Below are 26233 nucleotides of genomic sequence, written 5' to 3'. Positions count from 1 at the left end.
AAACACCTTGGTCATGCCAAACCCTTAATCAGACAGAGCCTTGGTCAATTGGTCGCGGATTTCATGCGCGGTGAGATCGAGCTGCAGCGGCGTCACCGACACCAGCCGGTTGCGCACGGCGTGGAGATCAGTGCCTTGCTTGCCCTCGACCGGCTCGCGGCCGAAGCGCAGCCAGTAGTAAGGCAGGCCGCGCCCGTCACGGCGCTCGTCGACCCACAGGCTGTGCACCAGCTTGCCTTGCGAGGTAACGACGGTGCCGGCAACCTCATCGGGCAGGCAGTTCGGAAAATTGACGTTGAGCAGCACACCGTCCGGCAGCGGCATGGCGACGAGCTTTTTCAGCAGCGCAGGCGCCAACGTCTCGGTGGTCTCGTAAGGCACCACACGATCCTCGCCGACATAGGAATAGCCCTGGCTGAGCGCGATCGATCTGATGCCGAGCAACGCGCCTTCCATGGCGCCGGCGACGGTGCCGGAATAGGTGACGTCGTCGGCGATGTTGGCGCCTGAATTGACCCCGGACAGGATCAGGTCCGGCGCGCCAGGCAGGATCTTCTTGACGCCCATAATGACGCAGTCGGTCGGTGTGCCGCGCACGGCGTAGTGTTTCTCGCCGATCTTGCGCAGCCGAAGCGGCTCCGAGATCGACAGCGAATGCGCATAGCCCGACTGGTCCTGCTCCGGCGCCACCACCCAGACATCGTCCGACAGCGTGCGGGCGATGCGTTCGAGCGACGCCAGGCCCTCGGCATGGATGCCGTCATCATTGGTCAGGAGAATGCGCATTATTTCGATTCGATCTTTGCCAGACCGCCCATATAAGGCCGCAGCACTTCAGGAATGGTTACGCTGCCATCCTCATTCTGGTAGTTTTCGATGACGGCAATCAGCGCACGGCCGACGGCGGTGCCCGAGCCGTTCAGCGTATGCACGAAGCGGTTGCCCTTGCCGTCCTTGTCCTTGTAGCGGGCATCCATGCGCCGGGCCTGGAAGTCGCCGCAGACCGAGCAGGACGAGATCTCGCGATAGGCGTTCTGTCCCGGCAACCAGACTTCGATGTCATATGTCTTGCGCGCGCCAAACCCCATGTCGCCGGTACACAGAACCATGGTGCGGAACGGCAGCTCCAGTCGCTTCAGCACCTCTTCCGCGCACTGCGTCATCCGCTCGTGCTCGGCGAGCGAAGACTCCTGGTCGGTGACCGAGACCAGCTCGACCTTGTAGAACTGGTGCTGGCGCAACATGCCGCGCGTGTCGCGGCCGGCGGAGCCCGCTTCCGAGCGGAAACACGGCGTCAGCGCCGTATAGCGCAGCGGCAGCTTTTCATGGGCCGTGATTTCTTCGCGCACCAGGTTGGTGAGCGGGACCTCGGCGGTTGGAATCAACCCGAGCCGGCCATCGCCATGCTGCACGAAGAACAGGTCGTCCTCGAATTTCGGCAGCTGGTTGGTCCCGAAAAGCACTTCGTCGCGCACCATCAGTGGCGGGATGACTTCTTCATAGCCATGCTCGGTCGTGTGCAGATCGAGCATGAACTGGCCGATGGCGCGCTCCATCCGCGCCAGCCCGCTCTTCAGCACGGTGAAGCGTGATCCCGACAGCTTTGCCGCCCGCTCGAAATCCATCATGCCGAGCGCTTCGCCGATCTCGAAATGCTCCTTCACCCAGTTCGGCCGAGTCGGCACCTCGCCGACGATATGCTTGATGACATTGTCGTGCTCGTCCTTGCCGACCGGCACGTCGTCGAGCGGCACATTCGGCAGCACCGCCAGCGCATCGTTCAGCGTCTTGTCGAGCTCGCGCTCGCGCGCCTCGCCATTCTGGATGAAGGTCTTGATATCGCCGACTTCGGCCTTGAGCTTTTCGGCAAGTGCCGTGTCGCCCGAACGCATGGCGTTGCCGATCTCCTTCGAGGCGGCGTTGCGGCGTTCCTGCTTGGTCTGCAGCTCGGTGACGTGCTCGCGCCGCGCTTCGTCCTTCTTGATCAGCTCATCGACCGTGGACTGCGCCTCGTCAGCCGACCACGAGCGCTTGGCCAGCGCCTCGACAAGGGCCTTCGGGTTGTCGCGAATCCATTTGATATCAAGCATGGTTGGTTCGTCCTCAGAATAAGGCTGAGGGGGTAAACCGCATCCTTCATCGATGCAAGATGGCGGCTGTCGCGTTTTTCCGCTAACGCGGATACCCGAACGCGACAGCCTATGAACGAGCCTGCTTTGAGGACGCGTCCGCCGCCTTTTCGGCCACGGCTTCGGCGGCTTCCTGCTTCTCGCGCGCCAGCTTCTGCTTGACCTGATCGCGCTCGATCAGCCGGGCCGCCCAGATCGACACCTCGTAGAGCAGGATGGTCGGGATGGCCAAACCGATCTGGCTCATCGGATCAGGCGGCGTCAGCACCGCCGCGACGACGAAGGCGATGACGATCGCCCATTTGCGCTTCTCGCCCAGCGCCTTCGACGACAGCATGCCGACGCGCGTCATCAGGCTGGTCACCACCGGCAGCTGGAACACCAGGCCGAAAGAGAAGATCAGCGTCATGATCAGGCTGAGATATTCCGACACTTTCGGCAGCAGCGAAATCTGCACCTGGTCGTCGGTGCCGGCCTGCTGCATGGCGAGGAAGAACCACATCACCATCGGCGTGAAGAAGAAATAGACCAGCGACGCTCCCATCAGGAACAGGATCGGCGATGCGATCAGGAACGGCAGGAAGGCGTTGCGTTCGTTCTTGTAGAGGCCTGGCGCGATGAATTTGTAGATCTGCGTGGCGATCAGCGGAAAGGCGATGACCATGCCGCCGAACATGGCGAGCTTGACTTGGGTGAAGAAGAATTCCTGCGGCGCCGTATAGATCAGCTCGACCTTGTGCGGATCGAGCCCGGCCCACTGCGTGGCCCATTTGAACGGAACGACCAAAAGATTGAACAGCTTCTTGGCAAAGAAGAAGCAGACGAGGAAGGCGACGAAGAAACCGCCGATCGACCAGATCAGCCGCCGGCGCAGTTCGATCAGATGCTCCATCAGCGGAGCCGACGACTTCTCGATCTCGTCCTTTTCGCTGTCCGTAACGCTCACTTGGCGGCCCCCGCCGTCTTCTTGGACGCGGGCTTCGTGGCCGGCGCAGGCTTCGGCTCAGCCTTTGTGACTGCCTTCGGTGCAGCAGCCGGCTTGGTGGCGGCTTTTCCGGGTGCAGCCTTGGCGGGCGCCGCTGACGGCTTGGCCGCAACCTTCGCCGCAGGCGCCGGCTTTGCCGGTGCTGCCTTGGCTGCCGCTGTTTTGGTTGCCGGGGCCTTTGATATCGCAGCCCCCTTGGCGCGCGCGTTTCGTGGCGCTGCTGTTGCTGCAGCCGGTGTCACCACCGCCTCGTCGGTCATCGCCGGAAGGATCGGCGCCGCCGGCGCTGTTTCCGGTCCGTTGACGCCGGGCATCACCGTCGCGCCGTTCTTGAGCGGCTCGGCCGCCTGTGGTGTTTCTGCCGCCGGCGTTGCGGGGTCGACGGCGGGCTTCGGCTTCATCACCGCATCGACGCCGGAGCGAACCTCTGCTGCCGCCTGTTCGAACGGATTGAGCTGCTTGCGGATCTCGGCCGCCGGATTGAGGCCGCGCAGCGTATCGACCGACTTCTTGACGTCGTCGAGCTCGGCTTCCTTCAACGCCTCGTTGAACTGCTTCTGGAAGTCAGAGGCCATGGCACGCAGCTTCGCCGTCGTGCGGCCGAAGGTGCGCAGCATATTGGGCAAATCCTTGGGTCCGACGACCACGATCATGACGATCGCGATCACCAGCATTTCGGTCCAGCCGACTTCAAACATGGCAATCAGTTCCGACTAGTGCTTGTCGCCCAAAAGTGCGAAGCGGTTTTGGGACAACGACTTGCACAAAAGCAACAACCTTCGGCTCAGCTCTTGCTGGCCTTTTCCTTCACTGCCGAAACGGTCTCGTCCGGGCGGTGCTCGACGGTGCGCTTGTCTTCGGCGGTATCGTCATCGGCCATGCCCTTCTTGAAGCTCTTGATGCCCTTGGCCATGTCGCCCATCAGCTCGGGTATCTTGCCGCGGCCGAACACCAGCAGCACGATCACCAGCACGATCATCCAATGCCAAATCGAAAATGAACCCATTGTAACTCTCTCTCGAATGTTTTCCCTGGCGATGATCTATGCGTTTTCGCGTTGGGATTCAAACACAACAGCGACAAAGTTTATGAAGGCGCGGCTTATGTCACGCATTTTCGGCAAAGCTGCCCGCTACCAATCGGCGCATCTACCGCAGCAATGCAGCTTTTTGACAGCGGCTTGCGGTCAATCTTCCGTGACGCGCGGCGTCAGCAGGCCGAGTTCCTCGAGATCGATGTCGGTCAACGCATCCTCGTCCTCGGTCAGCGCGTCCGGATCGGCCGGCGGCAACGGGATGGCGAAATTCGACGGCATGCGGCCGGAGAGCAGCCCTGCCCCCTTCAGTTCGTCCATCCCGGGAAGATCGCGGATCTCCTCCAGTGCGAAATGGTCGAGGAAAGTGTCTGTCGTGCCGTAGGTGACGGGACGGCCGGGCGTGCGGCGGCGGCCGCGCATGCGCACCCATTCCGTTTCGAGCAGCGTATCCAGCGTGCCCTTCGAGGTCTCGACGCCTCTGATGTCCTCGATCTCGGCGCGCGTCACCGGCTGGTGGTAGGCGATGATCGCCAGCACTTCGAGCGCGGCGCGCGACAGCTTGCGCTGCTGCACCGTGTCGCGGCTCATCAGGAAGGCGAGATCGCCGGCGGTACGGAACGCCCAGGCATCGCCGACCCGAACCAGATTGACGCCGCGCCGCGCATAGATCTGCTGCAGCTCAGCCATGGCAGCGGCAATGCTGATGCCATCGGGCAATCTGGCTGCGAGCTGCTTTTCGCTGACCGGCTCGGCGCTGGCGAACACGATCGCCTCGGCCATGCGTATGGCTTCGGCCATATGCAGCCGTTCGCCAGGATTCAGAAGCAGGGTATCAGTCGGGTCCTGGGCGATAATGCCCTCCTCGGTCTCTTCTTCGACCTTGAACGGAATGACCGAAGCGTTGGCGCGTTCGCTCATGATGCCACCTCGACTGCCTTGATTGGTTGCGCGCGGCCGCGCAGATAGAGCGGCGCGAACACCTGGTCCTGTCGCATCTCGATGCTGCCTTCGCGCACCAGTTCCAGCGACGCCGCGAACGAGCTGGCAATCGCGGTACGCCGTTCGTCCGGGCTGGTCAGGTAATTGATCAGATAGCTGTCCAGCGCCGTCCAGTCGCGCAGCGAGCCGATCAGCCGGGTCAGGATATCGCGCGCATCCTTGAGCGACCACACGCCACGCCGGGCAATTGTCACATTGGTGATCGCCTGTTTCTGGCGCTGCTGCGCATAGGCGGTGAGCAAATCGTAGAGCGAGGCCGAATAGGCGTTACGCTTCTCGACGATGACCATTTCAGGCATGCCGCGTGCAAACACGTCGCGGCCGAGCCGGTTGCGGTTGACCAGCCTTGCCGAGGCGTCGCGCATGGCCTCCAGACGCTTCAGCCGGAACTGCAGCACCGCGGCCAGTTCCTCGCCGCTTTCGCCTTCCTCGCCGGGCTGCTTGGGGATGAGGAGCTTCGACTTGAGGAAGGCCAGCCACGCCGCCATCACCAGGTAGTCGGCGGCAAGCTCAAGCCTTAGCGCCCTCGCCGTCTCGACGAAGGTCAGATACTGCTCGACCAGCGCCAAGATGGAAATCCGCGACAGATCGACCTTTTGGTTGCGGGCGAGATGCAGCAAGAGGTCGAGCGGACCTTCGAACCCGGCGACGTCGACGACAAGCGACGGGTCGCCGGTGACCCGTGAATCGTCGTTCTCGGCCCACAGACGGTCCATCGGTGCGGCCTTCGCAGCCTTGCTGTCCAATGTCTCCGCCACTTGTTCCTTTACCTCTGGTTAGAGCATGATGCCGAAAAGTGTGAAGCGGTTTTCGGACGACATCATGCTCTCTCTATCTAATTTAGAGACGGATTCAGATTTCAGGTCGAACAGACCTGAAATCATCCGTCTCTAGGCCACCGCATCGAAATAGGTGGCAAACTCGGCGCGTATCTCGGTTTCGTCGGCCCGGTCGCGATCCCTTATATAGGTCAGCGCCCGCTTGGCGCGCTCCAGCGATGTCCCTTCAAGTCCCGTGGTTCGCGATGCGATGCCCGCCATCTCCTCGAAAACGCCATTGCAGTGAAGGACCAGATCGCAGCCCGCCGCAAGGATCGAGGCCGCCTTTGTCGGGAAATCCCCAGAAAGTGCCTTCATCGAGGTGTCGTCGCTCATCAACAGCCCGTCGAAGCCGATCTCGCGGCGGATGATCTCGTCGATGACCTTACCTGACGTGGTCGCCGGGTTGTTCGGATCGATGGCGCTATAGACGACATGCGCCGTCATCGCCATCGGCAGATGGCTAAGCTCGCGGAAAGGGGCGAAATCATGCCGCTGCAGGTCGCTCAGCGAGGCATCGACCACAGGCAGTTCGAAATGCGTGTCGGCAAAGGCGCGCCCGTGACCCGGAATGTGCTTCATGACCGGCAGCACGCCGCCCGACATCAGCCCTTCCGCCGCCGCGCGGCCGAGTTCGATGACCGGGCGCGGCTCCTTGCCATAGGCGCGCGCGCCGATGACGTCGCTGGCGCCCTCGATCGGCACGTCCAGCACCGGCAGGCAATCGGCAGAGATACCGTAGCGTAACAGGTCGAAGGCATGCAGCCGCGCCATCAGCCAGGCAGCGCGGGTGCCGGCATCATGGTCCTTGCGCCACAATGCACCGAGCGCGCCGCCGGCGGGATAGTTCGGCGCCAGCGGGGGCCGCAGGCGCTGCACCCGGCCACCTTCCTGGTCGATGAACACCAGCGCATCGGGGCGCCCGATACAGTCGCGCATTTCGGCGACCAGATCGCGGATCTGCTCGGTTTCGCCGATGTTGCGCGCAAACAGGATGAAGCCCCACGGGCATTCATTGCGATAGAAACGGATTTCTTCGCGGGTCAGCGATTTCCCGGCACAGCCGAGGATCATGGATTTTGATTCGGTCATTCCACCAGTTTAGGGCTTCGCGCCGGCAAAGGGAATCTCCCCGGACGGCAAGCGCCTCAACCTCTCGCCCATCCACATGAAAAAGCCGGCGCGACCGTTGGGAACGCACCGGCTCTGATAATTGGATCCGGCCTTACCGAGACACGAAGCAGTTGCCGCCGGCAGCCTTGTAGCTGGTGCACAGATTGATCGCATCGTTGCGCGATTGCGCAGGCACCCGGACACGGTAGAAGGTGCCCTTGCCGGCGATCTCCGCCTTGACGATGTTGGCGGTGCGACCGGCGAGCACATTTCCATAGCGGCGCTGCAGGTCGGCGTAGTTGGCCTGGGCGCTTTCGACCGTCGGCTGCGAAGCGATCTGCATCGACCACGAACCGCCCGATGTCGAAGCCGTCGCCGGGATGGAGGCAACCTGGTCGGGCTTGACCTCGCCGACCACGTCGACCGGCTGGTCGGACGGGCGCTGCGGCGCTACGGCAACCGTCTGCGGCGTGTTGGCGGACTGGGTCTCAGCCTTCGGCGTGGCCGCCGGCTTCACCGGCTTGACCGGCTTGGCGGTCTCGGCACTTGCCTGGTCGCTATTTGCCTGATCGGCAGGCGCCACGGTGCCGGTCTGCTCGGCATCGGCCGAAGGGGCGACGTGCTGCGGCGCCGGGTCAAGCGGCTCAGTCGCCGCAACCTGTGGCGCGGCCGGCGTCGAGTCCTCGCGGGCCACCAACGAGCCGTCGGGCTTGACCACCATGGTCCGCACCTTGCGCGGGGCAACGGCGACCGTATCGGGGTTCTTGTCGGCTTCCTGCAGCACCTGAGCGATGCGGTCCTCGGACTTTGGCGCCGGCGCGACAGCCGCGTCGGGGTTGACGGCAGCTTCGGGGTTGCCGGCAGCGTCGGGGCCTGGGGCAGCGTCGGTATCGTCGGGCGACAGATCGACGACGCGGCTTTCAGGCTCCTGCGCCTTCACATCGACCGGCTCTTCGGTGTTGGTGACCAGCTTCTCCTGAACCGGCTCGGCCGGCTTGGTGCCCTTGGCGACCGCATCATAAACCTTGTTGTCCTGGTTCGGCACCACGGCGCCGCCCGGATTTTCGGGCTTGACCTTGATCGGCCTGTTGTCGGCTTTGACAATGACCGGCGCATCGCTGCCGCCCTTTCCGCCGAACGACAAGGCGAAGGCGCCAAGGCCGCCGGCAATCGCAACCGCAGCAACGACCCCCGCGACCAGCAGGCCGCTCCTGCGCGGCCGTGCGGCTTCCTGCTCGGCGAGGCCCGGCACCGCCATTGCCTCGTCCAGATCCGGATCGTAGTCGAGTTCGTCGACCGCGAAATCGTCGGCCTGCGAAACCGGCTGGCTGCCGGGCAGATCGTCCATGTCGAAGCCGCCGGCGGCATCGGCGTGGTGAGCTTGCGTGGCTGCAAGCACTTCGGCTGGCCGCGCCGCATAGGCGCGCTGGTCGAGCTCGTGGCCCGAACTGAAGCCGGAACTGTAGGAATCGTCATCATAGCCGGCACTGCGTGCGGCAGTGGGCGGCGCCACTTCCACCGCGTTCATCTCGTTGAGCATGCCGGCGAATTCGGCGTCGATGTCGTCATAGGCGGCCGGCTCGTCTTGCTCGAAGCTGAGTTCTGGAATGTCGAGGTCGTCGGCAATCGCCACCACACGCTCCGGCACATCGACCGTCTCGACATCCGGCATCTCGTCATAGGCCTGAGGCGGCGCCTGGCGCGATGGCGTCGGCGCCGCATAGGCAGCAGCTGCAACCGGCTGGTCGCGATAGCTTGGCGCTGCCGCCGGCGGCATGGACGGCTTTTCTGCAAAAGAAGGTTGCGGCTGCGCTGCAAAGGAAGGCTGGGCCGGGGTGGGAGTCACGCGGCTCCACGAACGCGCCGGCTCCGGCGGCGTCGAGCGCCAATCGCCAGCGACCGGTGCTGCCGTGTCATTACCGAGATCGATGCCCTTGGCGAGCGCCGCATCGAAGGCATGATCATCGAACTCGATCTCGGGCTCATGGCCCTCGAGTTCGCCGGCAAGCAGATCGTCGAAATCGGCATCGTCCGCCCGGACCTCCTGAGGAGCCGGCGCGTGTTCGTCCAGGTCCCAGTCGAGATTATCGACCGGAGCGACCGGCGTTGCGACGGACCGCTGCACCGGGGCAACCGGCTCATAAGTCCTGGCGGGCTCGATGGCGGCAGCCCTGGTGGGCTCGGTGACGACCGGAAACGGCGCGACTGGCGCCGGGCGTGGTGTGGTCATGGCGCCAAGCAGCGCGTTGAGTTCATCTTCCAACGTCCGTTCGTCAGCGACCGGAGCGGCCGGGGTCGCCATATTGGTAGGCGCCACATAGGCTGGTGCGACCGGAGTTGGCTGAACCGGAGTGGGTGCGATCTCGGCAACCGGCTCGTGATCGGCAAGCGCATCATCGATGCTCAGATCGAAATCGTCGAATGCTTCGTGCGCAGTCTCATGAGAGGGGCTGGCCTCCACAGTCCAGGCCGGCGTCTCGTCCACTTCCGGCGCATCCATCTCAACCGGCGCGCTGGCCTGCAGATCGCTGACATCCAGATCGCGCTCTTCCGGATCCTCGGCCTCAACAGGCTGAGCCTCGAAAGCCTGAGGCTCGAAATGCTCGGCCGCAAAATCCTGGGCTGCAAAATCCTGGGCTGCAAAATCCTGGGCCGCAAAGTCCATGTCGACATCGGCCATCGCGTCATCGAAATGACCCGCAAAATCCTCGTCGGCAACAGCGTGGTCGGCGGAGCCGACGGCGTCGAAGGTATGGATCGGCGCCTCGGCTACTGGCGCGGCATACTGGTCCTGCGCCGGCGCAGGACCGTCCAGCGTCAGCTCGTCTTCCAGCGACATCGAGACGGCATTGTCGAAATCATCGTCGAACGCGAGATCGTCGGCAGGCGCAGCAGCAACCTGCGCGACATCTGCGGCATGGGCGACGGTCGCATCGTCATCGAGCAGCAACCCCTGCTCGAGCGAAGCGGCAAGCTCGTCATCCATCGGCAGGTCGTCTTCGAGCGGCGATACGTTTTCCAGTGAACTGGCCACGGCATTGTCGAAATCGTCATCGAATGCAGCTTCGTCGAATGCGGGCTCGGCAAACCAAGGTTCGGCAACCGAGGGTTCAACGGGAGCAGCCGCAGCCTGCGGGGCAGCGCCGAAATCCAGATCGGCGGCATCGTCGAAGACGAAATCATATTCCAGCGAAGCAGCCAGCGCATCGTCCATCGCGGCATCGGTGGTTTCGAAAGCCGGCTCGCGAATCTCGGCAGCAGGTTCGTAGGGCTCAGCGGCAGGCTGGTGAACCTCGGGAGCTGGCTGGCTGGCCTCCATGGAACCGACTTCATCGCCGAATTCGCCCATCAACTCCTTCTCGAGGTCGATGTCGAAATCGCCCTCGTCCGCAGCCGTCTCGACGGCTGGCGCCTGCGGCTTGACCGGCTGGCGCGGATCGAAACCCATGATCCTGGTCAGTTCAGCGAACGGATCATCTTCGGCGATGTCGTTGTTGTCGGCTACTCTCAGCTGGGTTCTGTCTGCCATTATTGTTCCCGAACTCGCACTCATTCGGACGCCATGGACGTCGCGTAGGGTTGGCCCTTACCAGCGCAATGTGGGCAAATGGTGACAGGTGTTTTAGTTAAACCTAACGCATCTCAGTGGGCGCATCAGCCCCAATCAGCGTCAGGCCGGAGGTCAAAACATCCGAAACAGCCTGCACCAGCCCTAGTCTGGCATGAGTCAATTGTCGGTCGTTAACCTTAACAAAACGTAAGTCGGCATTCTCGGTGCCCCGATTCCAGTGTCCATGGAAGCTGGAAGCCAGATCGTAGAGGTAGAATGCCAGCCGGTGCGGCTCCAGCGCAAGGGCCGCAGATTCGACCAGCCGGGGATATTCAGCCAGCTTCCGGATCAGGCCGATCTCGCCCTCGTCGGTGAGCGACGCCGAGGCCGCGGCCAGGCTGTTGCGGTCGAAATTGGCCTCGCCCAGTTGCTCGCTCGCCTGCCGGAACACCGAATGACAGCGCGCCGAAGCGTACTGCACGTAGAACACGGGATTGTCCTTGGACTGTTCGGTGACCTTGGCGAAATCGAAGTCGAGCGGCGCGTCGCTCTTGCGGTAGAGCATCATGAAGCGGATCGCATCGCGGCCCACCTCCTCCACCGCTTCGCGCAAGGTCACGAAGTCGCCCGACCGCTTCGACATCCGAACCGGTTCGCCATCGCGAAACAGCTTCACCAGATTGCACAGCAGCACCGTGAGTTGCAGCTTCAGATCATCGCCTGCAATCGCCCGCGCCAGCGCTTCCAGCCGCTTGACGTAGCCGCCATGGTCGGCGCCCAGCACATAGATCAGGCCGACGAAACCGCGGTCGACCTTGTCCTTGAGATAGGCGACGTCGGCGGCGAAATAGGTGAACGAGCCGTCGGACTTGACCAGCGCCCGGTCCATGTCGTCGCCGACCGCCGTCGAGCGAAACAGCGTCTGCTCGCGGTCTTCCCAGTCGTCCGGCTTCTCGCCCTTGGGCGGCGGTAGCTTGCCCTTGTAGATATGGCCTTTCAGCGTCAGATCGTTGATCGCCGAGCGAATTTTTTTGGCATTGTCGGCATGCAGCGTGCGCTCGGAGAAGAAAACGTCGTGATGCACATTGAGCAACGCCAGATCCTCGCGGATCATCACCATCATGGCGTCGATCGTGCGGTCCTTGACGATTGCCAGCGACTCATCGTCGGGCATCTGCAAGAGCTTGCGGCCAAATTCGGCAGCCAGCGCCTGACCGACCGGCACAAGGTAATCGCCGGGATAGAGGCCGGCCGGTATCTCGCCAATGTCGTCGCCCAGCGCTTCGCGGTAGCGCAGGAAGGCCGAACGCCCGAGCACGTCGATCTGCGCGCCGGCGTCGTTGATGATGTATTCCTTGGTGACGTCATAGCCGGCGAAGGCCATCAGATTGGCGAGCGTGTCGCCGACAACCGCGCCCCGGCAATGGCCGACATGCATCGGCCCGGTCGGATTGGCCGAGACATATTCGACATTAGTCTTCTTGCCGCCACCAATGGTCGAGCGGCCGTAGTTTTGCCCCTCGCCGAGCACCGCGGTCAGATGTGCCTGCCAGAAAGCGTCCTTGAGCCGGAGATTGACGAAGCCGGGACCGGCGACGTCGGCTTCGGCAACATCGGCGTCGCTGCGCAGCACTTCCACCAGCCGCTCGGCCAGCGCCCGCGGGTTGTGCCCTGTCGGCTTGGCCAGTACCATCGCCGCATTGGTGGCGAGATCGCCATGGCTGGCGTCGCGCGGCGGCTCGACGGCGATGCGCGACAGGTCGGGCGAAACGCCATTACTGTCTTTCAAATCAAGCGCTTCGACGGCTTTTGTGATTCGCGCGCTGAAATCGGCGAAGATGTTCATGGGTCTTGCTCTGGCGGACTGTGCAGGGGAACCGGCTCATTGGCCGGCAAATCGCGCCCGCCCTAGCTTAAATCGGGCGTATGGTCAAACAGACGGCGGTGTTCCTTCAAGGCGTAGGTATCCGTCATCCCCGCCAGGAAATCGGCGACGCTGCGCGCCTTGATGCGGTCCTCCGCCCGGTCGAGCCCCTCCCGCCAGCCGTCCGGCATGGCGCGCGGATCGGCGAAATAGACATCGAACAGCTCGCGCACGATCTGCTCGGCCTCAGTGCGAACGCGCATCACCTCGTCATGCCGGTAGAGATGCTTGTAAAGAAAGGTCTTCAAATCCTTCTCGATCGCCGCCATGTCTGCGGAAAAGGTCACCATCGTCTCGCCCGCCGCCCGCACCGCTTCGGCGCTGTCAGGCTTGATGCGCTCCAGATTGGCGGTGGTGGAAACAATGACGTCCTCGACCATCATCGTGATCTGCCGGCGCATCAGCTCATGGCCGGTGCGCACATCGTCCAGGCCCGGATAGCGCGCGCGCACGCTTGCCAGGATCGATCCCGGCAGCGCCACCGTTTCCAGCATGTCCAAGGTCAGGAAGCCGGAGCGCAGGCCGTCGTCGATGTCATGGGTGTTGTAGGCGATATCGTCGGCGATCGCAGCACATTGCGCCTCGATGCCGGCGAAATGGTCGAGTTCGAGGTTGTGCAACTCGGAATAGTCGCGGATCGCCTGCGGCACCGGGCCTTTGAGCCCTTTTCCCTTGGCGTCGGTCAGCGGGCCATTGTGCTTCACCAGGCCTTCCAGCGTTTCCCAGGTCAGGTTCAGCCCGTCGAACTCGGCATAACGCCGCTCCAGCCGCGTCACCACGCGCAGCGACTGCGCATTGTGGTCGAAGCCGCCCCATTGGGCCATCCGCTCGTTCAGCGCGTCCTCGCCGGTATGGCCGAACGGCGTGTGACCGAAATCGTGCACCAAGGCGACCGCCTCGGCCAGATCCTCGTCGCCGCGCAGCGCTCGCGCCAGAGCCCGCGCAATCTGCGCCACCTCGATCGAATGCGTCAGCCGGGTGCGGTAGTGATCTCCTTCATGGGCGACGAACACCTGCGTCTTGTGCTTCAGGCGGCGGAAGGCAGTCGAATGAATGATACGGTCGCGGTCGCGCTGGAATGGCGTGCGAGTCGGGCTCTCGACCTCGTCATAGAGCCGCCCGCGCGACCTGGCTGGGTCGCTGGCATAGGCCGCGCGCGGCCGATAGCCGAACCCAATGTCGCCAAGCTCATTTGTCATGGCTGATGCCGCCGCAGTTGACTTGCCCCTTCCCGCTTCATACCTATCATGTGAAACTGAAAGCAAGGTGACGCCCATGGGCGCTGATGCCAAGACTGCCATGAAAGTCGAGATGACCGGCGCCGCCGCCAGGCGGATCGCGAAAATCGTCTCTGGCGAGGCCGGCAAGACGGCGCTGCGCGTCTCCGTAGAGGGCGGCGGCTGCTCCGGCTTTTCCTACAAGTTCGACCTGGTCGATACGCGCAATGACGACGACGTCGCCATCGAAAAGGACGGCGCCACCGTGCTGATCGACGATTTGTCGCTGGTCTATATGGGCGGCTCGGTGATCGACTTCGTCGACGATCTGATGGGCCAATCGTTCCAGATCCGCAACCCCAATGCAGTCGCCTCCTGCGGCTGCGGCACCAGTTTCTCCATCTAGGCAGATGTCCGGCGTCGGCCCGGTCCGTCAGGTAGCACTGTCGGCCGGGCGCGACCTCGACGTGACGCTGGCCTTCTGGCGCGATGTGCTCGGCCTCAATGTTCACGCCCGCTACGATCCGCCGGGCATCGCCTTCATCATGGCCGGTGATATCAGGTTGCTGTTCACCGATGGCGTTCCGGCCGGCACCGTCTATCTCGATATAGCCGGGCTCGAAGCCTTCCACGCCGAGGCGAAAGCGTCCGGCGTTCCCTTCACCGCACCGCCGGCGCTCGTCCACAACGACACCGAAGGCACGTTCGGAACGGCGGGGGAAAGCGAGTGGATGGCCTTTCTAAAGGACCCGGCAGGCAATACGATCGGGCTTGTCGAACGTCTTTCGCCCGAACATCCCTGAGGCCGCTCATGAAAATCGTTACCTGGAACATAAACGGCATTCGCGCCCGCATCGGCAACCTCACCCACTGGCTGAGCGAAAGCCAGCCCGACATCGTCTGCCTGCAGGAGATCAAGTCGGTCGACGAGCAGTTCCCGCGCGCCGAGATCGAGGCGCTTGGCTACAACGTGGAAACCCATGGCCAGAAGGGCTTTAACGGCGTCGCCCTGCTGTCGAAGCTTCCCTTCGACGAGGTTATCAGAGGCCTGCCAGGCGACGAGACTGATGAGCAGGCGCGCTTCATCGAGGGCGTGTTCTCGACCGACCAGGGCGCGCTGCGCGTCGCCTCGCTCTATCTGCCCAACGGCAACCCGGTCGATGACGAGAAGAAGTTTCCCTACAAGCTGGCCTGGATGGAACGGCTGCATCGCTGGGCCGAGCAGCGGCTGCTTCTGGAGGAGGCGCTGGTGCTGGCCGGCGACTACAATGTCATCCCCGAGCCGGTCGATGCGCGCTTCCCCGAGAACTGGCTTGGCGATGCGCTGTTCCAGCCGCAGACCCGGCAGGCCTTCCGGCGGCTGAAGAATCTCGGCTTTACAGAGGCGGTGCGCGCCGTCACCGATGCGGCCGACGTCTACACCTTCTGGGACTACCAGGCCGGCGCCTGGCAGAAGAACAACGGCATCCGCATCGACCATCTGCTGTTGTCGCCCGAAGCGGCCAACCGCTTTTCCTCGGCCTCAATCGAAAAGCATGTGCGCGCCTGGGAAAAGCCTTCCGACCATGTGCCGGTGGCGATCGATCTGGCGCTGCTGCCGGCCTGATATCAGCCGAAACCCTGATATCGCCACAATCGCGCCATTCAGTCAGAGATCAGCATGGCGGCTGGGGTTCCATGGCACTACGATTCCTCCTTTGCCCGATCGGCCTAGCATTTGCCATGGCCTCCCCTGCAGCGGCACTTGCCGACCAGCAGTGCCTGGCCAATGGCAAGTCCTACCAGGTCGGCCAGGTCACCTGCCTGACGGTTTCAGACAAGAGCCATATGGCCCGCTGCGACCTGGTGCTCAACAACACCTCATGGACCAAGATCGGCGATACCTGTCCCGACAGCACGATTAAGCCGCATCTGCACGTCACGCCGATCTCGATGCCGGTGCACAGAGCGGTGCCGGCGGAACTCACCGAGAACTGATGGATGTGAGCTAATCTCCCCCCTTGAGGGGGAGATGGCCGGCAAGCCAGAGGGGGGCGCGAAGAAACGCGACCTTTCGGTCAAACAAGCTCACCCTCTCAGTCCAACCCGGGCAAACTTTAGTCAACTGAAATGCCAGCGGGACAGCGCCCCCTCTGCCCTGCCGGGCATCTCCCCCTCAAGGGGGGAGATTGGCAATTTCACTGGTCGCCGCCGCCCTTGGTCAGGATGTCGTCGGCAAGCGAAATGGCAGTGCGACGGTCGGCTTCGCCGGCGGCGGCAAATGCCTCTTCCTGCATGCCGCGGATCCACGGCTGGTCGCTCGGCGAGGCGCGTTCGAGCGCGGCGGTCATCATGGCCAGCCCGCGCACGATCTTGCCGCTCTGGAACAGAAGATTGCCGAGCGTCGCCTGGGCGCCGGCATGGCCTTTTTCGGCGGCGAGCTGGAACCAGCGGCCGGCCTGCTTGACGCTGGCCTTGACGCCGCCCTCGCCCTTCAAAAACATCTGGCCCATCTCGAACTGAGCGTTCGGGTTGCGGTAATTGGCGGCCGCGCGCATGTAATATTCCTGCGCCGCGACCTCGTTTTCCTCGACCGGGCTGCCGGGGATGCCTGTCCGGAGATAGTCGCCCAGCGCCACCAGCGCGTCGGAGACATAGCTTTCCTCCGGCGATCCCGGCTCGACATCCTGATCGACGATCTCGGAGAAGAATTTGAAGGCCGCATAGTCGTCGCGCGTCACGCCGTCGCCTTCGGCGTACATGCGCGCGAGCTTCCAGGTGGCGCCGATCTGGCCGTTCTCGGCGGCGTATTTATAGGCCTCGACCGCCTGTTCCTTATGGCCGCTCTTGTAGGCGGAGAAGCCGAACTGGAACACGGCCCATGGGCTCGATTGCGGCTTCACGCCGGTCTTGTCGTCGAACACCTTGTCGTCGAAGGCCATGGCCTGGCCCACGGCCCCAAAGATCGCAACAGCGACCAGTGCCGGAAGGACAGACGACCTCAACAACTCAGATATCCGCATAGCAATGTGTTTCTTTGGCACCGCCCGGATGGGTGACCGCGCCGTCGCGGGCAGGCCCTACCGTCTGTGCGTATTTCCAGATCGCGCCCGACTGATAGTCGGTCGTGCGCGCCTTCCAGGCCTTCGCCCGCGTTGCCAGTTCGGCCTCGGACAAATCGACCGCGATCGTGCCTTTGGTTGCATCGATCGAGATCACATCGCCGTCTTTCAAGAGCCCGATCGGGCCGCCAACGGCAGCTTCGGGCCCGACATGGCCGATGCAGAAACCGCGCGTCGCGCCCGAAAAACGACCGTCGGTGATGAGGGCGACCTTGCCGCCCATGCCCTGGCCGTAGAGCGCCGCCGTCGTCGACAGCATCTCGCGCATGCCCGGGCCGCCGCGCGGACCTTCGTAACGGATGACGAGAACCTCGCCTTCCCGGTAGTTGCGGTGCGTGACCGCCTCGAAACATTCCTCTTCCGAATCGAAACAGCGTGCCGGACCTGAGAATTTCAGCTCCGTCATGCCCGCGACCTTCACGATCGCGCCTTCGGGGGCAAGGTTGCCCTTCAAGCCCACGACACCGCCGGTTTGGGTGATTGGACGGTTGGCGGGACGGACCACATCCTGGCTATCATTCCAGGCAACATGCTCCATGTTTTCGGCCAAAGTACGGCCAGTCACGGTCATGCAGTCGCCATGGAGATAGCCGTGGTCGAGCAGCGTCTTCATCAACAGCGGAATGCCGCCGGCCTCGAACATGTCCTTGGCGACATATTTGCCGCCCGGCTTGAGGTCGGCGATGTAGGGCGTCTTCTCGAAAATCGCGGCAACGTCGAACAGGTCGAACTTGATGCCTGCCTCATGCGCGATCGCCGGCAGGTGCAAAGCCGCATTGGTCGAGCCGCCGGTGGCCGAAACCACGGTCGCCGCATTCTCCAGCGCCTTCAGCGTGACGACGTCGCGCGGCCGGATGTTCTTGGCGATCAGCTCCATGATCTTTTCGCCGGAGGCGAAATTGAAGCGGTCGCGCATCTCGTAAGGCGCCGGCGCGCCGCAGGAGTACGGCAGCGCCAGGCCGATCGCCTCGGCGACGGTGGCCATGGTGTTGGCTGTGAACTGGGCCCCGCAGGAGCCGGCAGACGGACACGCCGCCTGCTCGATCTCGAGCAGTTCGGCATCGCTGACCGTGCCGACCGAATGCTGGCCGACTGCTTCGAACACGTCCTGCACAGTGATCTGGCGGCCGCGATAGGAGCCCGGCAGGATCGAGCCGCCATAGATGAAGATGGACGGCACGTTGAGCCGCACCATGGCCATCATCATGCCGGGCAGCGACTTGTCGCAGCCGGCAAGGCCGACCAGCGCATCGTAGCAATGGCCCCGCATGGTGAGTTCGACCGAATCGGCAATGACATCGCGCGACACCAGCGACGACTTCATGCCCTGGTGCCCCATGGCGATGCCGTCGGTGACGGTGATGGTGCAGAATTCGCGCGGCGTGCCGTTTGCGGCCGCCACACCTTTCTTGACCACCTGCGCCTGGCGCATCAGCGAGATGTTGCAAGGCGCCGCCTCGTTCCAGCAGGAGGCAACGCCGACCAGCGGCTGCGCGATCTCGGCCGCAGACAGGCCCATGGCATAGAGATACGAACGGTGCGGCGCACGCGCCGGACCGACGGTCACATGGCGGCTAGGGAGCTTGGCCTTGGAGATGACTTTGGCGTCCATTCTCTTCCTTGCCGCGGGCGGTGCGGCCTGCCCATTGCCGAGCCTTCTGGCGCGTGTCCCGAGACGAATTCGAGGTGCGCCGGGTTTATGGCGGGAAATGGGCAATTTGGTCGAGCGGGACCGTAGCGCGGGGGTTGGTCCGGAACTGTTGCCAAAACGTCACAATTACGAGAGGCGACATAGGTGCGGCGGATTTGAACGCCGGCGCTTGACGGCACGGCTCGACGCTGTGCCGCAAACTGAAAAAGGCCGGGCACTGCCCGGCCTTTTCTCTTTTAATTTGAAAAGCTTACCACTTCACCTTGAACGAAGTCGAAACGGCTGAAACCAGATCGTTGCCGAAATCGGCGGTGTAGTCCGTACCATATGTGACGCCATCCTTGCCTACGACGGGATGGATCGATCCGCTTGTGAGCACACCCAACGCGCCGCCAAGACGAAGCTCGACGTTCGCGGTCGGGGTGTAGGATACACCACCGCTGACCGTCCATGTATCGGTCTGGGCGCTGAGGCCCGTGCTGGTTCCACGATCCCAGGTCAGACCCGCGGCGCCGCTCCACTGGTCATTGAACTTGTGGCCAATGCCGCCGGAAACCGTCCAGCCATCACGATAGAGCAGATCAAGCGACGTGAGCCTCAAAGCACTGGTCGTCGTGCAAGACGGAACGCCTGTCGGACAGAAAGGAATGCTCTGCAGCACGCTCCAATTGACCCATTTGATGGACCCGAACGCCAGCCAACCGGGAGCTATGCCCGACTGAAGTTTGAGTTCCAGCGACTCCGGAACCTCCGACGAGCCGCTGACATTGGTAACATTGCCCAGGAACGGGTTGGCCGGACCGACGGCGGGAAGCTGCGTCAGGTCGAGCGTTCCGTCCAAATGGTCCAGCTTGACCGCCGAGTTGTAAACGAGGCTGGCGCGCAGCGCGATATCCGGAATCTCATAGGCTACGCCGGCGCGCCATCCCCAACCGTCACCTTCGAGATCAAGACGGCCAATTCCCGACAACCCAAGGGGGCCAACAAAAGGCGAAACCAGCTGTTCCTTGAAACCCGAAACATCCTCGTGAAACACGCCGCCGATAAAGCGCACCTGTCCTTTTCCGAGATCCATCTTATACGAACAGGTCCCGCCTACGGCCTCGCTCTTGACCTTGGTTATGATGTTACCGTTCGCGCCGGCCCAGTTGGCGCCGGGATTGCTGTACGCACCGATCGGCTGGCCGTAGTCGATAAGACAATCGACGGGCCCCATACCAGCCTTGATACCGACACTCGGCACCCAATAGCTTTCGGTATCACGGGCACTGTTGGAGAAGCCCAGAGCGTTAAGATTGCCGCCACCCGTAACCGGGTTTGGATCAATATCCACCACGTTCTTCAGGTCGCGTTGCGGCATTACATAAGTGCCGGTCACCTCGCCTGTGACCTGCGCCGGATCGAAAAGCAGGTCGATGTCGTAGCCACCGCGCTCCAGACCGCCGGCATGCACGGAACCGATCAAACCCAGCGAAAAACACCCCGCCCCCAACAGTGTTTTCAAACGCAAATTGTTCATGGATGTCCTCCCCGAAATTCCAGTGCGTCAAGCTAGAACCAATTCGGGTTAACGGTGCAACAATGAATTGAAATAGCGTACATGTACGCACTTGCGGAACGCATTTGGACAAAGTGGCGCGCCGCGCAAGCATGCCGGAAAATGGCCATTTGAGCGGCAATCGGCGCAAAAAATCATGAAAAACCGCTCTAAACAGTATAAAACCCGGCTGTTTTACCGGCATTAGGCCCCATTGTTACATTATGGCAACAATGGGGCGCAAACTTTCCGTTTACGTCAACATTAACGTTACGGAATGCCTGTTTTTCTGGCACAAGACCTGCCTTGACGCTGTTCCCAGGCATCGCGAATCCGGCGCTCAGCCGGCGTCGCGCACCCGGGTCAACGCCACCGAAAGCTTCTCCTGCTGATCACGGTATTCCGCGAGTTTTTCGCGCTCGGCTGCGACGATCTCTTCCGGCGCGCTGGCGACGAATCTCTCGTTGGACAGCTTCTTGTGCAACCGCGCGATCTCCTCGGTCACCTTGGCCAGTTCCTTCTGCAGCCGCGCCGCCTCGGCGGAGAGATCGATCAGGCTGCCGAGCGGCAGGCAGATCGTCGCCTCGTTGAGCACGATCTGGGCCGAGCCCTTGGGTGCGGCGTCCTGCAGCGAGATGTCGCCGGCCCGCGCCAGCCGCTGGATGGCGGAAGAATGGCGTTCCAGCCTCTGGTGGGTCTCGGCGCTGGCGCCGACCACCACCAGCGGCGCGATCGCCGCCGGCGGCACGTTCATTTCCGAGCGCACCGAGCGGATGCCGGAGACCAGATCGACCAGCCAATTGATGTCGGCGGCGGCGTCTGCGTCCTCGAAATCGGGTGATGGCCAGGCGGCGTGGCAAAGCAGCGTACCACGCGTCCTGCCCTCGCCTGCCGTCTGCGCCCACAATTCCTCGGTCATGAACGGCATCATCGGGTGCAGCAGCTTGTAGATCTCGTCGAGCACGAAAGCGACGCAGGCGCGGCTTTCGGCCTTGGCCGCTTCGTCGGAGCCCATGAACACCGGCTTCAAGAGTTCCAGATACCAGTCGCAGAAGAGGTTCCAGACGAAACGGTAGGCAGCGCCCGCCGCTTCGTTGAAGCGGTAAGAGGTGATGCCCTCGGTGATCGCGTGCGACGCCCTGGTCAGCTCGGTCAGGATCCAGCGGTTGACCGGCAGCCTGGCGTCGTTCAGCCAGAAATCATCGTTGCGCGCGACCTCGTTCATCTCGGCAAAGCGTGTCGCGTTCCACAGCTTGGTGCCGAAATTGCGGTAGCCGGCGATGCGCGCCGGATCGAGTTTCACGTCGCGCCCCTGCGCCGCCATCACCGTCAGCGTGAAGCGCAGTGCATCGGCGCCAAACTCGTCGATGAGGTCGAGCGGATCGATGACGTTGCCTTTCGACTTCGACATCTTCTGCCCGTTCTTGTCGCGCACCAGCGCATGCACATAGACGGTGTGGAACGGCTCCTCGTGCATGAAATGCAGGCCCATCATCATCATCCGGGCGACCCAGAAGAAGATGATGTCGAAACCGGTCACCAGCACGTCGGTCTGGTAATAGGTCTTCAGCTCCGGCGTGTGATCCGGCCAGCCCAGTGTCGAGAACGGCCACAGTGCGGACGAGAACCAGGTGTCGAGCACATCCTCGTCGCGGCTCAGGATTTCGCCCGGCTTGAAGGTCTCGAGCTTGTCCTCGACCCAGGCCTTCCACGGGCCTTCCAGCGCCAGATAATATTCAATCGCGGCGCCCAGCGCCTCTTCCTCGGTCTTCTCGACGAAGACGCGGCCGTCCGGCCCGTACCAGGCCGGGATCTGATGACCCCACCACAGCTGGCGTGAAATACACCAGGGCTGGATGTTCTCCATCCAGTCGAAATAGGTCTTTTCCCAGTTCTTCGGCACGAAGTTGGTACGGCCTTCACGCACCGATGCGATCGCCGGCTTGGCCAGCTCGGCGGCGTTTGCATACCACTGCTCGGTCAGAAACGGCTCGATCGGCACGCCGCCGCGGTCGCCATGCGGCACGGCGTGGCGATGCGGCTCGATCTTGTCGAGGAAGCCGCCGGCCTCCATCAGCTCGACGATTTTCTTGCGCGCGACGAAACGGTCGAGACCGTCGAGCTCGTCCCAGACGGCCTGACGCTCCGGCGTCACGTCGAGCCCGGCGAGAAAATCCTCATTATCCCTGAGCGTTATTGCCGCCTCGATGGTCAGGATGTTGATCGCCGGCAGCTTGTGGCGCTTGCCGACCTCGAAATCGTTGAAGTCGTGCGCCGGCGTGATCTTGACCGCACCGGAACCCTTTTCCGGGTCGGAATACTCGTCAGCCACAACCGGAATTTTCCGGCCGACGATCGGCAGCACGACATTCTTGCCGACCAGATGCCGGTAGCGCTCGTCGTCCGGGTGCACGGCGACCGCCGTATCGCCAAGCATCGTCTCGGGCCGTGTCGTCGCCACGGTAATGAAGGTCGCCGAATTTTCCGGATCGAAAGTCTCGCCTTCGATTGGATAGCGGAAGTGCCAGAGATTGCCGTTGATCTCCTGGGGCTCGACCTCCAGGTCGGAGATCGCCGTCAACAGCTTCGGGTCCCAGTTCACAAGGCGCTTGTCCTTGTAGATCAGCCCTTCCTTGTAGAGGCTGACGAATACTTCGAGCACGGCCTTGGACAGGCCTTCATCCATGGTAAAACGTTCACGCGACCAGTCGGCCGAGGCGCCGAGCCGCTTCAGCTGGTTGAAGATGGCGCCGCCGGACTCGGCCTTCCACTCCCAGACCTTCTCGATGAACTCCTCGCGGGTGAGATCGCGGCGATGGATCTGTTTCTCCATCAGCTGGCGCTCGACCACCATCTGCGTGGCGATGCCGGCATGGTCCATGCCCGGCTGCCACAGCACGTTCTTGCCGCGCATGCGCTCAAAGCGCACGAGTATGTCCTGCAGCGTGTTGTTGAGTGCGTGGCCCATATGCAGCGAGCCGGTGACGTTGGGCGGCGGGATGACAATGGTAAAGGCCTCGGCCCCCTCTTCCGCACCTGCGCCGGCGCGAAATGCGTCCGCCTCTTCCCAGATTTTGGCGATCTTGGGTTCGACGGTCTTGGCGTCGTAGGTCTTTTCAAGCATGGGAAAGTGGTCCGCGCGGTCGGGAGTTTTGCTGACCCGGTGTAAATCGGAAGGTTTTGGCCAAGTCAACCGCGAGGGCTGCCTCAGTCCTTCAACGCAAATAGGCGGGGCCCTGGTCATTTCAACGGGAAGGCCATGCCCGCACCTTCATCGTCAGCGATCCCGACGGGAAGCTGATCGCATTCGCGACATCAGCCGGACGCTGGCCTGCAGCGAGAAAGCGCCGCCCGAAGGCGGCGCTTTAATCCGGAACGGGCTGTGGTGATGCCTATTGCGCGCCGCGCGCGACGCGCTCGATTTCTTCGCGTACCAGGCGCTCGACCAGCGTCGGCAGGTTGTTGTCCAGCCAGTCCTGCAGCATCGGCCGCAGCATCTCCTCGGCCATCTCGTCGAAGGTCTTCTTGCTGCGGCTGGCGAAGGCGTCGGAGAGCTCGCCGAAGGCGGCTGCGACCTGCCGTCCCGTATGTTCCGAAACGATCGCCGGACGGGCCGGGGTTGTATCGGCCGGGCGCGCGTGCTCGCTGCGCGAAGGACGAGGCTCGAAAGCCGGCTCGGCAGCGAGATCGTCTTCGAAAGCCTCGACCTCCGCGATTGCTGCCTGCCGATTTTCAGTCTCCGGCTGCCTGATCTCGGGCCGCCGTACTGTGTCAGCCGGTTTTGCCTGATTGCCAACGGCCGCGATTTCGCGGCGCCAATCCGTGACGATCGAGTCGGTGGTTTCCGTCTTTGCCCGCACTGCAGCTTCTGCCCTGACGGCGGGAGCTGGCTCACTGGCTATCTTGGCGCTTACTTCCGCCAATGTCATCGGAGCATGCGCGGGTGGCGCGGCGGTCGTGGCATTTGCCGCAATGGCAGGCTTCACTGGCGACGGCTCGGAGCGCGGCTCCAGCCGCGCAACCACCGGCTCGGCCAGTTGGGCCTGCACCTCGGCCAGCGTCACCGGCTTCTTGCTTTCGGTCGAGCTGTGCAATTCGCTGCGGAAGGCCTCGACATCCGAAACAGGCCCGGCGGCCGGCACAAGGTCCTGGCGCAACTCATCGGCGTCGCCCGGCAGCTTGCGGCCGGTGTCGCTGTCTTCGATGATCCTCCTGATGGAAGCCAGTATTTCTTCCATGGAAGGTTCGCGCTGTGCGCTGCTTGCCGTCGCCATCGTCACACCCGCCGCCGCCGCGCATGATCCCGAAAATCGATCTTCGATTTTCGAAGAGGATCAGGCGCAAAATCAAAGTTCTACAGCCTCCTTTGCGCATCCATCGGACGCGTGGCGCTGTAGTGACCCGTTCCTGGATTCCTGTCCGGCAAAGCCGGATACGAATCATGGCGACAGCGTAGCCGACGGATCGCCATCCGAGAATCCCCAATCTCGGAAGACGCCGGATTTCAACAATTTAGGCTACAAAAGACAAACGCCGCGCATCCTTGGGAAGCGCGGCGCTACGATACTTTCAATCTTGGCGGGATTTGAACCGCTCAGTCGCGATCAACGACCGTCCGGCGTACGCAGCCCGATCCATTTGTCCTTGACGGCTCTGTAGTGCTCTTCAGGCTTGTACTTCACCACATTCAACGCCAGGCGATCGGCCGACAGGCGGCCCATGGCCGACAGGATGGCGTAGCTCGCTACAACCACATCGCGCTCGGAGCTGGCGAGGTCGATCTTTGCCGAGATGACGGCGTTCTGGGCATTCAACACGTCGAGCGTGGTGCGCTGTCCGACATTGCGCTCCTCGATGACGCCGTTGAGCGCCAACTGTGCGGCCGCGATCACCTGCCGATTAGCGTCGACGCTTTCACGCGCTGCGATGTATTGCGTCCATGCCGAGGTCACGGCCTGGCGCACCGAGTCACGGCTGACATCCACCTCGATGCGAGCTTGGCTGAGCGATTCCTTCGACTGACGAACGAGTGCGGAGGTACGGCCGCCCGAATAGATCGGAACGGTCAGCGTCGCGCCAACGGTGGCGGCATTGGAATCGCCGTCCGAATCCCCCGCGCTAGGTACGGTATTTTGATAGACATGGGAAAGGCCGGCACTGGCAGTCAACTGCGGCAGCAACGCACCCTCCTGCGTCTTTACATCAAATCCGGCTGCATCGACGGAATGTAGGGCGGCCAGGATGGCCGGATGCTCGTTCGATGCAATGCCGATCGCCGCCTCGAGACTCCTCGGCAACAGCTTCGCCAACGGCGACGCGGCCTTGAGCTTGCCCGGCTCGTCACCGACGATCTGATGATAGGTTGCCGCACTGGCCAGAGCCTGCGCACGGGCGGCACTCAATTGCGCCACCGCGGCCGAACGCGACGCGTCGGCCTGCGCCACATCGGTGCGCGTGCCCTCGCCGACCTCGAAGCGCGAGCGTGCCGCGCGCGCCTGCTCGGTCAGGAACTGCAGATTCTGTTCGGTCAGCACCGCCACCTGGCGGTCGCGAATCACGTCCATATAGGCGCTCGCCGCGTTGAACAGCGTGTTCTCTTCGGTGTTGCGCAGGCCCTCGACCGAGGCCCTCACCTGTGCAGCGGCCGACGCGACCCTGTTCTTGGTCTGGAAGCCGTCGAACAGCGTCTGATCAATCCGAACGCCGAAGCTGCCGGTGGTCAATGCCAGGCTCGCGTTCCTGCCGTTCAGGTGCCTGGAGGTGTAATCGATATCAGCCGAACCAGTGATCACCGGGCGATAGCCCGACTTGGCGATCGCCACGCCCTCATCGGTGACGCGCACGCCGGCACGGGCCGAATTCAGCGAGGAATTGTTCTGGTAGGCCTTGGAAAGCGCGCCGAGAATGGTTTCCGCCGAGGCGGCTATCGGCGAAAGCGCTGTCGCGGAAATGAGGACAGTAACAAACAAACTCTTGGTTAAGGACGGCACTTTATATCCCTCATTCGTTTTGCACGGGAACCACGCCACGCCAGCCCATCCCTAGGGATCGGCCAGCGCCGCGTCGATGTATCGTTCCCCCGCTGACAGCCTCCCGAAACCCCGGTTAACCAATCAGCAACGATTGTTCAATCGCAAGCCAACATGACAGAGTCTTTGCTGCAAGGCAAAATC

22 protein-coding genes are annotated in these 26233 nt (G+C 62.8%); 5 read left to right on the top strand and 17 right to left on the bottom strand.

What is annotated here, in order from left to right; all coding sequences use genetic code 11:
• Positions 1 to 24: 24 nt before the first annotated feature.
• From surE to NLY42_RS19225, 11 genes are all read right to left on the bottom strand, one after another.
• Positions 25 to 786: a 5'/3'-nucleotidase SurE gene (gene surE, locus NLY42_RS19275; protein WP_023753364.1), complete on the bottom strand. Its 762-nt coding sequence runs from the start codon at positions 784 to 786 to the stop codon at positions 25 to 27.
• Positions 786 to 2090, bottom strand: coding sequence for a serine--tRNA ligase (serS, locus tag NLY42_RS19270; protein ID WP_023753365.1), 1305 nt, complete (start codon positions 2088 to 2090; stop codon positions 786 to 788). The genes surE and serS overlap by 1 nt, the downstream gene beginning before the upstream one ends.
• Positions 2091 to 2199: 109 nt before the next feature.
• Entirely contained in the window at positions 2200 to 3075 is an 876-nt protein-coding gene (gene tatC / locus NLY42_RS19265) for a twin-arginine translocase subunit TatC (RefSeq protein WP_023753366.1), read from the bottom strand.
• Positions 3072 to 3812 (bottom strand): Sec-independent protein translocase protein TatB, encoded by a 741-nt coding sequence (gene tatB / locus NLY42_RS19260; protein WP_023688218.1) that lies wholly within the window; start codon positions 3810 to 3812, stop codon positions 3072 to 3074. The genes tatC and tatB overlap by 4 nt, the downstream gene beginning before the upstream one ends.
• Positions 3813 to 3898: 86 nt before the next feature.
• Complete coding sequence (locus NLY42_RS19255) at positions 3899 to 4120, bottom strand: twin-arginine translocase TatA/TatE family subunit (RefSeq protein WP_023681650.1); 222 nt, start codon at positions 4118 to 4120, stop codon at positions 3899 to 3901.
• Between the two features lie 180 nt (positions 4121 to 4300).
• Entirely contained in the window at positions 4301 to 5068 is a 768-nt protein-coding gene (scpB, locus tag NLY42_RS19250) for an SMC-Scp complex subunit ScpB (RefSeq protein ID WP_023667689.1), read from the bottom strand.
• Positions 5065 to 5865, bottom strand: a complete 801-nt coding sequence (locus tag NLY42_RS19245; RefSeq protein WP_023667690.1) for a segregation and condensation protein A — start codon at positions 5863 to 5865, stop codon at positions 5065 to 5067. The genes scpB and NLY42_RS19245 overlap by 4 nt, the downstream gene beginning before the upstream one ends.
• 174 nt (positions 5866 to 6039) lie before the next feature.
• Positions 6040 to 7059: a beta-N-acetylhexosaminidase gene (gene nagZ, locus NLY42_RS19240; protein WP_023681654.1), complete on the bottom strand. Its 1020-nt coding sequence runs from the start codon at positions 7057 to 7059 to the stop codon at positions 6040 to 6042.
• Positions 7060 to 7192: 133 nt separating this feature from the next.
• Positions 7193 to 10609 (bottom strand): SPOR domain-containing protein, encoded by a 3417-nt coding sequence (locus NLY42_RS19235; RefSeq protein WP_023753367.1) that lies wholly within the window; start codon positions 10607 to 10609, stop codon positions 7193 to 7195.
• 103 nt (positions 10610 to 10712) lie between these two features.
• Complete coding sequence (gene argS, locus NLY42_RS19230; protein WP_023681655.1) at positions 10713 to 12476, bottom strand: arginine--tRNA ligase; 1764 nt, start codon at positions 12474 to 12476, stop codon at positions 10713 to 10715.
• Between the two features lie 62 nt (positions 12477 to 12538).
• Positions 12539 to 13753: a deoxyguanosinetriphosphate triphosphohydrolase gene (locus tag NLY42_RS19225; RefSeq protein WP_023753368.1), complete on the bottom strand. Its 1215-nt coding sequence runs from the start codon at positions 13751 to 13753 to the stop codon at positions 12539 to 12541.
• 76 nt (positions 13754 to 13829) lie between these two features.
• Here NLY42_RS19225 and erpA point away from each other — a divergent pair, with 76 nt between their 5' ends.
• From erpA to NLY42_RS19205, 4 genes are all read left to right on the top strand, one after another.
• On the top strand, positions 13830 to 14177 hold the full coding sequence (erpA, locus tag NLY42_RS19220; RefSeq protein ID WP_031196640.1) for an iron-sulfur cluster insertion protein ErpA: 348 nt from the start codon (positions 13830 to 13832) through the stop codon (positions 14175 to 14177).
• A gap of 4 nt (positions 14178 to 14181) precedes the next feature.
• Positions 14182 to 14574 (top strand): VOC family protein, encoded by a 393-nt coding sequence (locus NLY42_RS19215; RefSeq protein ID WP_023667697.1) that lies wholly within the window; start codon positions 14182 to 14184, stop codon positions 14572 to 14574.
• An 8-nt stretch (positions 14575 to 14582) separates the two neighbouring features.
• Positions 14583 to 15377, top strand: coding sequence for an exodeoxyribonuclease III (gene xth, locus NLY42_RS19210; RefSeq protein ID WP_023688213.1), 795 nt, complete (start codon positions 14583 to 14585; stop codon positions 15375 to 15377).
• A 116-nt stretch (positions 15378 to 15493) separates the two neighbouring features.
• Positions 15494 to 15748: a hypothetical protein gene (locus NLY42_RS19205; protein WP_245259994.1), complete on the top strand. Its 255-nt coding sequence runs from the start codon at positions 15494 to 15496 to the stop codon at positions 15746 to 15748.
• Between the two features lie 200 nt (positions 15749 to 15948).
• Here NLY42_RS19205 and NLY42_RS19200 read toward each other — a convergent pair whose 3' ends face one another.
• The 5 genes from NLY42_RS19200 to NLY42_RS19180 form a co-directional block, all read right to left on the bottom strand.
• Positions 15949 to 16773, bottom strand: coding sequence for a tetratricopeptide repeat protein (locus tag NLY42_RS19200; protein WP_023667701.1), 825 nt, complete (start codon positions 16771 to 16773; stop codon positions 15949 to 15951).
• Positions 16760 to 18484, bottom strand: a complete 1725-nt coding sequence (gene ilvD, locus NLY42_RS19195) for a dihydroxy-acid dehydratase (RefSeq protein WP_023753370.1) — start codon at positions 18482 to 18484, stop codon at positions 16760 to 16762. Before ilvD ends, NLY42_RS19200 begins: the two co-directional genes overlap by 14 nt.
• Positions 18485 to 18773: 289 nt before the next feature.
• Positions 18774 to 20042 carry an OmpP1/FadL family transporter gene (locus tag NLY42_RS19190; protein WP_023739018.1) on the bottom strand — a complete coding sequence of 423 codons (1269 nt, stop codon included), beginning with the start codon at positions 20040 to 20042 and terminating at the stop codon, positions 18774 to 18776.
• Between the two features lie 358 nt (positions 20043 to 20400).
• Positions 20401 to 23184 (bottom strand): valine--tRNA ligase, encoded by a 2784-nt coding sequence (locus NLY42_RS19185; protein ID WP_023753371.1) that lies wholly within the window; start codon positions 23182 to 23184, stop codon positions 20401 to 20403.
• Between the two features lie 268 nt (positions 23185 to 23452).
• The gene (locus NLY42_RS19180; protein ID WP_023753372.1) at positions 23453 to 24334 is read right to left on the bottom strand and encodes a PopZ family protein; all 882 of its coding nucleotides are present in this window, start codon (positions 24332 to 24334) and stop codon (positions 23453 to 23455) included.
• On the opposite strand from NLY42_RS19180, the gene NLY42_RS19175 reads away from it, so the two are divergent.
• Positions 24276 to 24719 (top strand): hypothetical protein, encoded by a 444-nt coding sequence (locus tag NLY42_RS19175; protein ID WP_198022176.1) that lies wholly within the window; start codon positions 24276 to 24278, stop codon positions 24717 to 24719. The two genes, NLY42_RS19180 and NLY42_RS19175, sit on opposite strands and share 59 nt — an antisense overlap.
• Here the strand turns inward: NLY42_RS19175 and NLY42_RS19170 are convergent.
• Complete coding sequence (locus tag NLY42_RS19170; protein ID WP_023753373.1) at positions 24665 to 26050, bottom strand: TolC family outer membrane protein; 1386 nt, start codon at positions 26048 to 26050, stop codon at positions 24665 to 24667. The genes NLY42_RS19175 and NLY42_RS19170 overlap by 55 nt on opposite strands.
• Positions 26051 to 26233: the final 183 nt, after the last annotated feature.

The organism is Mesorhizobium sp. C372A, assembly GCF_030323245.1.
Classification (GTDB): Bacteria; Pseudomonadota; Alphaproteobacteria; order Rhizobiales; family Rhizobiaceae; genus Mesorhizobium.
This window is presented reverse-complemented; position numbering and strand designations above follow the sequence as displayed.

Bases quoted from the DNA above. Each gene is read 5' to 3' on its own strand.
- surE (WP_023753364.1), bottom strand. From the start codon at position 786: ATGCGCATTCTCCTGACCAATGATGACGGCATCCATGCCGAGGGCCTG.
- serS (WP_023753365.1), bottom strand. From the start codon at position 2,090: ATGCTTGATATCAAATGGATTCGCGACAACCCGAAGGCCCTTGTCGAG.
- tatB (WP_023688218.1), bottom strand. From the start codon at position 3,812: ATGTTTGAAGTCGGCTGGACCGAAATGCTGGTGATCGCGATCGTCATG.
- NLY42_RS19255 (WP_023681650.1), bottom strand. From the start codon at position 4,120: ATGGGTTCATTTTCGATTTGGCATTGGATGATCGTGCTGGTGATCGTG.
- scpB (WP_023667689.1), bottom strand. From the start codon at position 5,068: ATGAGCGAACGCGCCAACGCTTCGGTCATTCCGTTCAAGGTCGAAGAA.
- NLY42_RS19245 (WP_023667690.1), bottom strand. From the start codon at position 5,865: ATGGACCGTCTGTGGGCCGAGAACGACGATTCACGGGTCACCGGCGAC.
- nagZ (WP_023681654.1), bottom strand. From the start codon at position 7,059: ATGACCGAATCAAAATCCATGATCCTCGGCTGTGCCGGGAAATCGCTG.
- NLY42_RS19235 (WP_023753367.1), bottom strand. From the start codon at position 10,609: ATGGCAGACAGAACCCAGCTGAGAGTAGCCGACAACAACGACATCGCC.
- argS (WP_023681655.1), bottom strand. From the start codon at position 12,476: ATGAACATCTTCGCCGATTTCAGCGCGCGAATCACAAAAGCCGTCGAA.
- NLY42_RS19225 (WP_023753368.1), bottom strand. From the start codon at position 13,753: ATGACAAATGAGCTTGGCGACATTGGGTTCGGCTATCGGCCGCGCGCG.
- erpA (WP_031196640.1), top strand. From the start codon at position 13,830: ATGGGCGCTGATGCCAAGACTGCCATGAAAGTCGAGATGACCGGCGCC.
- NLY42_RS19215 (WP_023667697.1), top strand. From the start codon at position 14,182: ATGTCCGGCGTCGGCCCGGTCCGTCAGGTAGCACTGTCGGCCGGGCGC.
- xth (WP_023688213.1), top strand. From the start codon at position 14,583: ATGAAAATCGTTACCTGGAACATAAACGGCATTCGCGCCCGCATCGGC.
- NLY42_RS19205 (WP_245259994.1), top strand. From the start codon at position 15,494: ATGGCCTCCCCTGCAGCGGCACTTGCCGACCAGCAGTGCCTGGCCAAT.
- NLY42_RS19200 (WP_023667701.1), bottom strand. From the start codon at position 16,773: ATGCGGATATCTGAGTTGTTGAGGTCGTCTGTCCTTCCGGCACTGGTC.
- ilvD (WP_023753370.1), bottom strand. From the start codon at position 18,484: ATGGACGCCAAAGTCATCTCCAAGGCCAAGCTCCCTAGCCGCCATGTG.
- NLY42_RS19190 (WP_023739018.1), bottom strand. From the start codon at position 20,042: ATGAACAATTTGCGTTTGAAAACACTGTTGGGGGCGGGGTGTTTTTCG.
- NLY42_RS19185 (WP_023753371.1), bottom strand. From the start codon at position 23,184: ATGCTTGAAAAGACCTACGACGCCAAGACCGTCGAACCCAAGATCGCC.
- NLY42_RS19175 (WP_198022176.1), top strand. From the start codon at position 24,276: ATGGAAGCCAGTATTTCTTCCATGGAAGGTTCGCGCTGTGCGCTGCTT.
- NLY42_RS19180 (WP_023753372.1), bottom strand. From the start codon at position 24,334: ATGGCGACGGCAAGCAGCGCACAGCGCGAACCTTCCATGGAAGAAATA.